The organism is Bacteroidales bacterium (assembly GCA_031275285.1).
Taxonomy (GTDB): domain Bacteria; phylum Bacteroidota; class Bacteroidia; order Bacteroidales; family UBA4181; genus JAIRLS01.
Genome location: JAISOY010000130.1, coordinates 20,597 through 30,807, shown reverse-complemented (window position 1 = coordinate 30,807; position 10,211 = coordinate 20,597). Strand labels below are relative to the sequence as shown.

Below are 10,211 nucleotides of genomic sequence, written 5' to 3'. Positions count from 1 at the left end.
ATACGAATAGCAAGGCGCCCAACAACTGGAGGACCAACTTTCTCCAAAGAGCCTGGCACCGTGATACGGTTACAGGGCAATTTTATTACCATTCCTTTTTTAAGGAACAGCCCGACCTTAACTGGCGCAATAAAGATATGAAGCGGGCTTTTTTCGATCATATCCGTTTCTGGCTTGACTTAGGTGTAGATGGTTTCCGCCTCGATGTAGTGAATATGATCGTGAAGGACAGCCTGCTACGAAACAACCCTTTATTAAGCCGTACAAAAGTTTACAACAGGAACAGGCCGGAAACATACGACATATTGCGTGATTTCCGCTCGTTGCTCGACGAGTATCCTGAAAAGACCAGCGTCGGCGAAATATATGTATTACCACCCGGTGATCCGGATTTAGTCGCAAGTTTCCTCGGCAACGATGATATGCTGCACATGGCATTCGACTTTTCGTTACTTTTCTGTACCTGGAACGCCCGTAAATATTACCGGGCCATACAATCATACTATGACGCCCTGCCACCTGCAGGCTGGCCGTGCTTTGCCTTCTCGAACCACGATATGGGCCGCAGCGTGAAGCGTTTTGGCCGGGAACGGCATACATCCGGAAAAGCCAGGCTGCTGGCCGTATTGTTACTAACACTGAAAGGTGTACCGTTCATCTACTACGGAGACGAGATCGGCATGACAAACGTCCATATTCCATACAGGCAAATCAACGACCAATATGGGAAAATGTTCTGGCCGTTATATAACGGCCGCGACCCGGGGCGAACACCCATGCAGTGGGATGCTGGTACGGCAGGAGGCTTTACTTCCGGTGAACCGTGGCTGCCGCTGCACAAGAATTATCAGCACGTGAATACGGAAAATGAAGCAGCTGATGAAAACTCCGTGCTGAACGTTTACCGCCGGCTGATTGCTTTGAGAAAAGAAATGACCGTGTTGCAACAAGGAGGGATAGAGTTTACGGAAACCGGTAATAACGGTATCCTGTCATACACACGAATACTCGGAGATCAACAAATACAGGTAATATTGAATTTTAGTCCGCGAAAACGTACCATTCCCGGTATGCCCGAAGATGATGAGTTAATATTTTCGACACACAGGAATAGTATCGACGAAGGGAGTAAATTAGTACTGCAACCTTTCGAAGCAATGGTTATTTCCCTCAGCCTTTCTCCGAACAATCATAACAAAATCTTAACAATCCGTTAATATTTCCATCACATTTCACGTCTACTTTTACTGCAATATATTTTTTTATGGACAATATCTATTTACTCATTCTTTTCGTACTTGTCGGCCTGGCTGTGGTCGACCTGATCGTTGGCATCTCCAACGACGCCGTAAACTTCCTCAACTCGGCCATCGGTTCTAAAGTGGCTTCCCGCCGGGTAATCCTTGCTATTGCTTCAGCCGGCATCCTGATAGGCGCTGTTACGTCCAACGGTATGATGGAAATAGCCCGCAGCGGTGTCTTTCATCCGAATATGTTCTCTTTCCCGGATATCATGATGATTTTCTTTGCGGTGATGATCACCGACGTTATATTGTTAGACATGTTCAATACCTTCGGGCTTCCCACATCGACAACCGTATCGTTAATTTTCGAGTTATTGGGTTCGGCGGTGATTGTAGCATGTTATAAGATATGGACATCCGCCCCGGGAACAATGGGTGAACTGGGCGACTACATCAACTCTGGCAAGGCATTGACCATTATTTCCGGCATTCTGGTATCGGTAGTGGTGGCTTTCATTTGTGGAAGCGTGATCATGTTTCTTTCGAGACTGTTGTTCTCTTTCCGTTATAAGAAGACTTTCAGGAAACTCGGTGCGATATGGTGTGGGCTGGCCCTGACGGCGATTACTTACTTCACCCTGTTTAAAGGCATGAAAGGTTCTACCATGATCTCAAAAGATACCATGGCATGGCTTTCGGGCAACATACATATATTACTTCCGGCGATTTTTGCGGGTTTTGCCATCATTATGGCTATCCTGCAACATATATTCAAAATCAATATCCTGAAAATTATCGTATTGGCCGGCACATGTGCACTGGCACTGGCTTTTGCAGGCAATGACCTGGTAAACTTCATCGGCGTAACCATGGCCGGGATTTCATCATATGAGATAGCTTCGGTACATAGTGCAGCAGGCGGGAATATCGACACACTAATGATGGGAGACCTTGCCAAACCCGTTACCGTCAATACGCTTTACCTGCTGGCAGCCGGTGGTGTGATGGTGCTGGCACTCTGGTTCTCGAAAAAGGCGCGGACAGTGACCGAAACCGAAGTAAACCTTGCACGTCAGGGAGAAGGTATCGAACGCTTCGGTTCTACGCCTGCATCCAGAGCATTGGTACGCAGTGCCAGGGTAATCAATAAGCAATTCACGTCAATTATGCCCGGAAGTGTCAACCGGTTTATCGACAGGCGTTTCAGACCTACGGCAGACGAAAGGAAAAACAAAGCGCCCTTCGATCTGATACGGGCTTCGGTGAACCTTACCATTTCGGCACTGCTCATCTCGCTGGCGACATCGTTGAAACTACCGTTATCCACCACTTATGTAACATTTATGGTAGCGATGGGTTCGTCGTTGAGCGACAGGGCGTGGAACCGCGAAAGCGCCGTATATCGGATTACAGGCGTATTGACGGTAATTTCGGGATGGTTCATGACCGCTTTAATTGCATTTACTGTGGCATCCATCGTCGGGCTGGCCCTGATGTGGGGGAAAAGTATAGCCATTGCAGGGATGGTGATCATGTGTATCTTTCTACTCATAAAGTCGTCGATGTTACATAAAAAACGTGCGAAAAAGCAACAACTCGCCGAAGGACTTTCTGCCGGCAGCAGTTCGCTCGTTGAAAAATGCAACGCCGACGTTTACGACGCTTTCAGTCAGATGAGCAGCATCTATACGCAAACATTGAAGGGGCTTGCCAACGAAGACCGTAAACGACTGAAAAAGCTTTGCAGAGAAGCCCGGGATCTGTACAAAAAGGAAAAGGAACGGAAAACCTATGAGATGTTGCCTACATTGGACAGGCTGCAGGACGATGCCGTGGATACCGGACATTACTACGTGCAGGTGCTCGACTATCTGTACGAAGTATCCAAATCGCTGATGTTCATCACCAGGGTAAGTTTCGACTATATCGACAATAACCATACGGGGTTGAGTGCAAAACAGGTAGCTGACCTGGAAACCGTCAACAAGGAGGTTTCTACGGTCTATGAAGCCATAGTGGAGATGCTGAGGACTGCAGATTTCAGCAGTTTCGATTATGTGCTGGCCAAGCGAGACAGTATTTTCGACCTTTTTGTGGACAACATCAAATCACAAATCAAGCGTATTAAGGGCAAGGAAAGCACCATGCGCAACAGCATCCTGTATTTGGAGATCATCAGCGAAACCAAGGCGATGATACTACAATCGCGCAACCTGATGAAGGCGCAACGGCTCTTTATGGGGTACGAAAAAGAACGGAAGAAACCGAAAGATAAAAAATAAACCTTCAACCTTCCGGGTCTTCCGGATCGATACGGAAGGTTGGTTATTTTTATGAGTTAGCGAATAATTGTTTGCTTTCCGCCAATATTGAATATTTTCCCAGGTAATTTCACCTATTTTTCCTTTATCCTGACATTCCGGAACATAAACCGGTTATCGCTGATAAGGTATTTCCTTCCGCTTTTGATTGTCAGGTTCTTTATCCTGACTTCCCTGGTTATCACATAAGGATACTTTTCCTGATATGCTTCGTTGGTGTATGCATGATTGAAAGGAGCAAAGATTTTCGGTCCCTGGTAGTTGTCTATCGGATTACTGTCATCGATGACAAGTCCGTCAATTATTATTTTTTCCGGCATATAGCAGGTATATCCGAAATCATGCTGGCCCGAATAGCTGCCGCTGATCAGGACAGCGTCGGACTTTGCACCGTTACGCGGAATGTACTCGCAATGACGGATAATTACATCTCCTTCCCACGTGCTCCCATAATCGCCGCGCAGGTTGATGAAATTCGTACCGCATACTCTGGTATTCTCTATGAGAAATACACCGCTCCCTATGATATTAATGCCCTGATGCCCGAGGACCGAATTCTTTATCGTTGCATTTGCTACGCCCATGTGTGCATCAAAGCGTGAAAACTCCACCGTATCGAACAGGATATTTTTTGAATAGTTCGAACCGAAGATCCCCCATAACTTCGTGTCATGTATATCGTTCACCTGTTTACAGTTCCTGAAAGTTACGTTGGTAGACCTATTCACCGAGATGTCATACGAACCCATCGAAACCGGTACATTAGCACTGCCAATCGTGACATAGGTCTTGTGCCCAGATAATTTACAGTTCTGCACCGTTACCCCGGTGCAATTTGATATCGATATAAAACCTCCATAAGGCGCTCCATGGTCAAGTTCCCCTGTGATCATATGATAAATTCCGTCGATCACCACATTGGACCGCATTATGTTTATTCCCCGGGCATAGTATGTGTACCGCGATTCGGCCTGATTGGCAACGGTGGTGAAATATCCCCCGCGGATAGTCAGGGTCTCTGCATCAACCGGATAAGCCGTCATAGAGGTGATTTGGTTAAAATCCCATATTATTGGGGCTTTCATGTCCACATTACCCTTTTTGTCGACGACAAAAACATCTGTCTGGGAAGTGCCCTTGTTTTGGTTCGGCCCATGGCGTATATAACGTTTCGTTGTGTTATCGGTGACTACTATAAATGAACGATGAGAAAGCGACAAATCCAGTTTCTTCTGATTTTTCAGGAGTGTTTGCACGGTGGTTACCTGAGTTGAAGGGAGTTTGGACGACACGTTGAATATCTGCGCATTGCGGTTCTCAACTTTTGTATCGTCAATAATGAACCTGGCGTTGCCCCAGTCGGTATCGGTCTGTATCTGGACAGTCTTGCCTGCTCCACCGATATAGTATGTTGCTCCTGCATCGGCACAGACCTTTAGTCCTGCTTCATTTGCATGGGCATGCGTCTTTATAATGGCGTCGAAGTCATCGGCTACGCCATCGCCCACAGCCCCAAATTCACTGTAATACAAAACTTTACTCCGGAAGCTTAAACTCATTCCATCTGTTGTAATCACATCAGATGCCGGAGCAATATCAAAGCCATCCGATTTCTGCACAGGCAGTACGGATTGATTGGGTAGAAATAGCAAAGCTATAATAATGAATCTTACAAATATTCCCATTTTACTGATTTTAAGCGTTCTGTACTATTTATTATTTTCTTTAGTCACATTTTTGGATTAATGACATTTGTCACATACGACATTCATTTATTGGCATCTCTTCACCGGTTATTTTATCAATAAACAGAAATCCGGGAAATAAAAGTATGCTGATCTGAATAAGCAGCCAACAATGCGATCATCCCTGATTTTATAAAAAGACTTATAACCCTCGATATTCCCTCATTACCAAAGTTCAAAGATAAAAAAATAGTAACTCAACAACAAACCCTATTAATTTGCCAGAACAAATATTGTATCTTCTTTATTTTCTTCTTCTTGTATATACATCTGTAACCTGAATTCGCTCTGTGAATATGCTGCATTCAATCCGGATAGACGATTCCCATCATTGGATCCCGATCCGTTTCTTGTTTCACAGGAATTTACCAATGGTAATCCTAGTATCTTAATGATCAAGAATAGAGAACTTATAATGTATCTTCCAGTCACATAACTGATGCGGGTGAATCAAATGTAAAATTTATCCATATGATGGATACCACATATTGCGATTTAACGTAAATTAGCACCATTGGATTTTATCTTTGATATCGTATTACTTTAATAAAGTCATATACTATGAGGAAGTTAACAAGAAAGAACCTTAATAAACTGGCAATGACTATGAATGTAACTCCTGAAAATGAACGGGATAATTATATGAAGGTGATGTTACATTTAAATGGTAAATTAAAGAGCCGCTGATCATTCAGGTTAATTTTTGAACGTTTATTAAAAATTAAAAATCAATATCTTATGAATATATTTAATGTTTGCCGAACAACGGGTGTTGTGTGTGTTATGCTTGTCGGTTTGAGCCTGTCTGCCTGCAAGAGCGTGCAAAAGTCAGTTGATGTAAATAAAATCTATTTCAACAATGTGGATGAATATCCCCTGTTCAGGGGCAAACCCGTAGGAGAAGGGTTCTACAAATATTTGTATTCCAATAGGGGCAAACCCGTAGAAGAAGTGTTCTACAAATATTTGTATTCTAATACCGTATACCCTCCAATACCCTATGGAAAACGTATTACCGGACGCGTTTTTATAGAATTTATTGTTGAAAGGGATGGCTCTATAAGTAATACAAAGGTAGTAGGCGGCGCCGACCCTATGCTTGAAGCAGAAGCATTGCGCGTAGTCAACTTATCGCAGGATTGGACTCCCGGCAAGATAGATGGAAAACCGGTGAGAATGCGCTACACCTTCCCGATTAATTTCAGGATGGGAGGTAAGATTGAAAAATCATCTTCAAAAAAAGCCAAGCTGTCTAAAGAAACCATACTTCTTAAAGAAGTTGAAGTTGTAGGTTTCGGCTAAACCTGGAAAATTTTGTGCCGCCTGATAAAAATATCAGGCCAGATCGATGAATATTCTAATTCTTTCAAGGCATGATCCGGGTAATATAAATCAATGGTCAGCTATTATTGAAGGTACTTTAAGATACAGAGATTGTGAACCTGAATTAGAAAGATACAAAAAAAATGATATTGAAACAATTAGATGCCAAAATCTAAACAACTAAAGGCGGACAGGATAAAATAAAAAGGCATAGTTTAGATCTGATCTGACAGTTATCAAATGTTATTTTCGCCTGCTTGTAAGCACATCTGTAACCTGAATTCGCTCTGTGAAAATACTGCATTCAATCCGGTGACTGATTCCCATCCTTGGAGCCCGACTCATTCCTTGTTTCACAGGAATTTACCAAAAGCTATCCAGTAGTATCTTAATGATCAAAAACAGAGAACTCATATTGTATCTTCCTGTTAGATAACTGATGCGGATAAATCATACAGGATGGAAAATTTTCATGATTCGGAGCATCCGGATAAAACTGCGGTTCAAGGCATAAGCCATCAAACGGATGGTGTATACCACCGAGATAATCACCCGTATACAAAATAAGACCCGGCATGGTTGAAAAAACATCCAGTTTTCTTCGCGAAGCCAGATCATACAATGAAGCCTGCTGATGTAATTCTTCCGGATCAAAACCGACAAAACAGGTATTGTATCCCTTTAAAATATCTCTTTTCTTAGGTGCATTTTGGCTTATGGCAGTATATTTCCGGAAATCATATCCCGAACCTGTTACAGGTAAAACCATTCCGGTCGGTAGGAAATGTTCATTCATTTCAAGATAGTTTTCCGAGAAAATTTTCACCCGGTGATCCCATATATTTCCCTTATTTCCCGACAAGTTAAAATAAGCGTGACTGGTCGGATTGAATAAAGTTTCCTTATCTGAAACAGCAGAATAGAGCATCGAAAGGACATGATCACCGGAGAAAGAATACCGGACGGAAAAATCCATATTTCCGGGAAATCCGCTTTCACCATCCTTGCTCCGGGTATAAAAGAAGATAGAATCAGATCCGATTTTATAATCGAACACTTTTTGATGGAAACCTGTATGGCCTCCATGATTACAATTTTCCCCGTCATTTTTATCCAGGTGATATACTTCGCCGTTTAATTCGAACCGTGCATTTGCAATACGATTGGCAAAACGGCCAATGGTGCTTCCTAAATAGTATTTGTCCGTAAAATAATCTCTTATGTCGGGATAATTAAGTACCACATTTTCCATGACCCCATTACTGTCGGGAACGACAATGGAACAAACGGTTGCACCGAAATTCAATAATTCGACATAAGCACCGGATTCATTGGTTATCCGGAATAGGTAAATTTCTTTATCACCCGGTTGACCGGTTATTATGTTTTCAATTGTAACCATCAAAACTGTCAATTAAGCATTCAGTGCTATTTATTGTTTTCTTAAGTCACATTGATCAAATAGATTACATTCAACAAATAAGACATTGATTCTTTTATATTACTTAAATTCCCAATGCGTTTCAATATAAAACAACAATGCCGTAAAAATGCAATACCATTCTTTCATTTATTCAACCTCATGCCGTTTTATATATTGGTTTTCGACACTTTAAAGAACATACATCCATGTCGCGGAATTTTAAAGGAACCATTTTCCCCGGTTTTTCCAACATCTTTTTGCCGCCACAAATCCCTCAACACCTGTTCACTGTCAAATCCAAGTTCGTCCCATCGAATACTTATTTCACTCTCCACCGGCCTTCTGTTGAAAACGGCCATGGCTTTGCTTCCATCCGACAGTTCTTTTTGCCATATCTCAATAAGCTCCTTATTATAAATACAATACCCCTGTTTTCCCAGCTTATCCTGATTGACATCAATCACTTCGGCATTACACAATATATTTTTGGTAAAATCGTCGAGGCTGGTCAGGTCTCCGCTGAAAATGAGCGGAACAGAGAGAATGCTCCACAGGGTCATATAAGTATATTGTTCGCTGGGCGAAAACGGACAACGTTTTATCTTGCTGCTATCCCAATCATAAATATTGCCGACAAGCAGGTAATCGGGATCATTCCATCCGCCCGGCCCAGAATAGTTTTTCAATTTTTCCTGGAAAAAGCCAATGTTGAACATGTTTGAGATCAAATCAGTTCCTCCACCATTTATGTCGCCTGTAGTTCTCCATGAATGTCCGCCAACTTCCCTACCCCATTTCCAAACATCTCCCATACCGTATTGGCACATATTGAGCACTATATCCCTATCGGCTTCTTTACACAGTTTCCCTATCAGTTCGTACGGTTTCCGGCATTCGGCTAAGGAAACGGGTTTTTCGACTTCTCTCGAATAGGAACACCAGTCATATTTCAGGAAATCAAATCCCCAGTCGGAAAAGGTTTTGACATCCCGGGCTTCGTGTCCGAGAGAACCGGCATATCCGGCACATGTCATTACCCCGGGCGATGAATACAATCCGGCTTTAAATCCGAGGCTGTGGATATAATCCGTCATCGCTTTCATATAGGGAAATTTTTTGTTGGTTCTTATTGTTCCGTTTTTTTCGCGCACATTTCCCCCTACTACGGGATCGTCGCTGCCAACCTTTATCTCCCAACCATCGTCAATATTTACATACATGTAGCCAAAATTGACAAGTCCTTCATCATACATCGCTTTGGCGCTTTCTTCCATATTTTTCTGGGTCACCCAGGGACCATAAATATACCAACTGTTCCATCCCATGTGCGGCGTTAGTGCAAGACTCTCGCCCACAACAATTTCAATATCATCACTACATTGCCCTTTTTCATTCTTGGCGGTTACTTTTACATTGTACCTGCCGTTCTTTTGACATTTTCCGGTAATAATACCTCTTCCCTCATCCAGAACCAATCCTTCCGGAAGCCCTTCAGCCTGAAAGGTCATCGGCCTTTTTCCTGTTGTGGCTATGGTAAACAAAAAGGGTTTACCGGCCGAAGCCCCAAAAATTTTTGCTCCGTTTATCCGGGGAATTTCCGAAGGTTTGGGTGTAAGAATATAAAAATCTTCGTCCGGACTGCCATCAACGATAGCTGGTGTCGAGCTTACATAAAACCTTGCATCGGCCCAGTTGGCGTGATCGTAATCTTTCCCGTCGGAGGTTGCATCCACTACCAGAAACATATCTGTAATACCATTCAAATTTATAGATACGTGCATGGCGGCATCTCCTTTTTTCATTAATCCGCTGTTGAAGGCGATTCCTTTATTGGTGATAATGTAAAAAATAACGGAAGCCAATGAATCTGAAGATGTATTGTCGTCAATCCCGACATAGGTTTCAAACCTTCCTTTTCTACCGTCCAGTTTTATATGTGCTTCGCTGTATGCGTGAGTACCCACGCCATTTTTGAAGGCCCTACCGCCAATAGACATTGGCTTTTGTGTTATCGAACTGTTCATCTGCGGCTTACCCCAACCACTCGATATTTTGGAAATATCCAGGCTGCTTAAGTTTATTTCTGTTTTGCTGCTGCAACCAAAACAAATACAGATGATGGTTATTATCCAGAACTTTTTCATATCATAGTGTT

Annotated in this window: 7 protein-coding genes; 3 read left to right on the top strand and 4 right to left on the bottom strand. The window is 42.9% G+C overall.

Annotated elements, in window-relative coordinates:
* A partial coding sequence (locus LBQ60_13640) for a DUF3459 domain-containing protein (GenBank protein MDR2038960.1) occupies nucleotides 1-1,217 on the top strand: 1,217 nt, incomplete at its 5' end.
* A gap of 47 nt (nucleotides 1,218-1,264) precedes the next feature.
* Nucleotides 1,265-3,526, top strand: coding sequence for an inorganic phosphate transporter (locus tag LBQ60_13635; protein ID MDR2038959.1), 2,262 nt, complete (start codon nucleotides 1,265-1,267; stop codon nucleotides 3,524-3,526).
* Between the two features lie 113 nt (nucleotides 3,527-3,639).
* On the opposite strand, the gene LBQ60_13630 is transcribed toward LBQ60_13635, so the two are convergent.
* Both LBQ60_13630 and LBQ60_13625 read right to left on the bottom strand, forming a co-directional pair.
* On the bottom strand, nucleotides 3,640-5,250 hold the full coding sequence (locus LBQ60_13630; protein ID MDR2038958.1) for a hypothetical protein: 1,611 nt from the start codon (nucleotides 5,248-5,250) through the stop codon (nucleotides 3,640-3,642).
* Nucleotides 5,251-5,523: 273 nt separating this feature from the next.
* Nucleotides 5,524-5,709: a hypothetical protein gene (locus LBQ60_13625; protein ID MDR2038957.1), complete on the bottom strand. Its 186-nt coding sequence runs from the start codon at nucleotides 5,707-5,709 to the stop codon at nucleotides 5,524-5,526.
* Nucleotides 5,710-6,048: 339 nt separating this feature from the next.
* Between LBQ60_13625 and LBQ60_13620 the strand changes: the two genes are divergently transcribed.
* Nucleotides 6,049-6,612, top strand: coding sequence for an energy transducer TonB (locus LBQ60_13620; protein ID MDR2038956.1), 564 nt, complete (start codon nucleotides 6,049-6,051; stop codon nucleotides 6,610-6,612).
* Nucleotides 6,613-7,021: 409 nt separating this feature from the next.
* Here the strand turns inward: LBQ60_13620 and LBQ60_13615 are convergent, their stop codons facing one another.
* Both LBQ60_13615 and LBQ60_13610 read right to left on the bottom strand, forming a co-directional pair.
* The gene (locus LBQ60_13615; protein MDR2038955.1) at nucleotides 7,022-8,035 is read right to left on the bottom strand and encodes a galactose mutarotase; all 1,014 of its coding nucleotides are present in this window, start codon (nucleotides 8,033-8,035) and stop codon (nucleotides 7,022-7,024) included.
* 188 nt (nucleotides 8,036-8,223) lie between these two features.
* Nucleotides 8,224-10,200, bottom strand: a complete 1,977-nt coding sequence (locus LBQ60_13610) for an NPCBM/NEW2 domain-containing protein (GenBank protein ID MDR2038954.1) — start codon at nucleotides 10,198-10,200, stop codon at nucleotides 8,224-8,226.
* Nucleotides 10,201-10,211: the final 11 nt, after the last annotated feature.

Bases quoted from the DNA above. Each gene is read 5' to 3' on its own strand.
- LBQ60_13635 (MDR2038959.1), top strand. From the start codon at position 1,265: ATGGACAATATCTATTTACTCATTCTTTTCGTACTTGTCGGCCTGGCT.
- LBQ60_13630 (MDR2038958.1), bottom strand. From the start codon at position 5,250: ATGGGAATATTTGTAAGATTCATTATTATAGCTTTGCTATTTCTACCC.
- LBQ60_13610 (MDR2038954.1), bottom strand. From the start codon at position 10,200: ATGAAAAAGTTCTGGATAATAACCATCATCTGTATTTGTTTTGGTTGC.
- LBQ60_13615 (MDR2038955.1), bottom strand. From the start codon at position 8,035: ATGGTTACAATTGAAAACATAATAACCGGTCAACCGGGTGATAAAGAA.
- LBQ60_13620 (MDR2038956.1), top strand. From the start codon at position 6,049: ATGAATATATTTAATGTTTGCCGAACAACGGGTGTTGTGTGTGTTATG.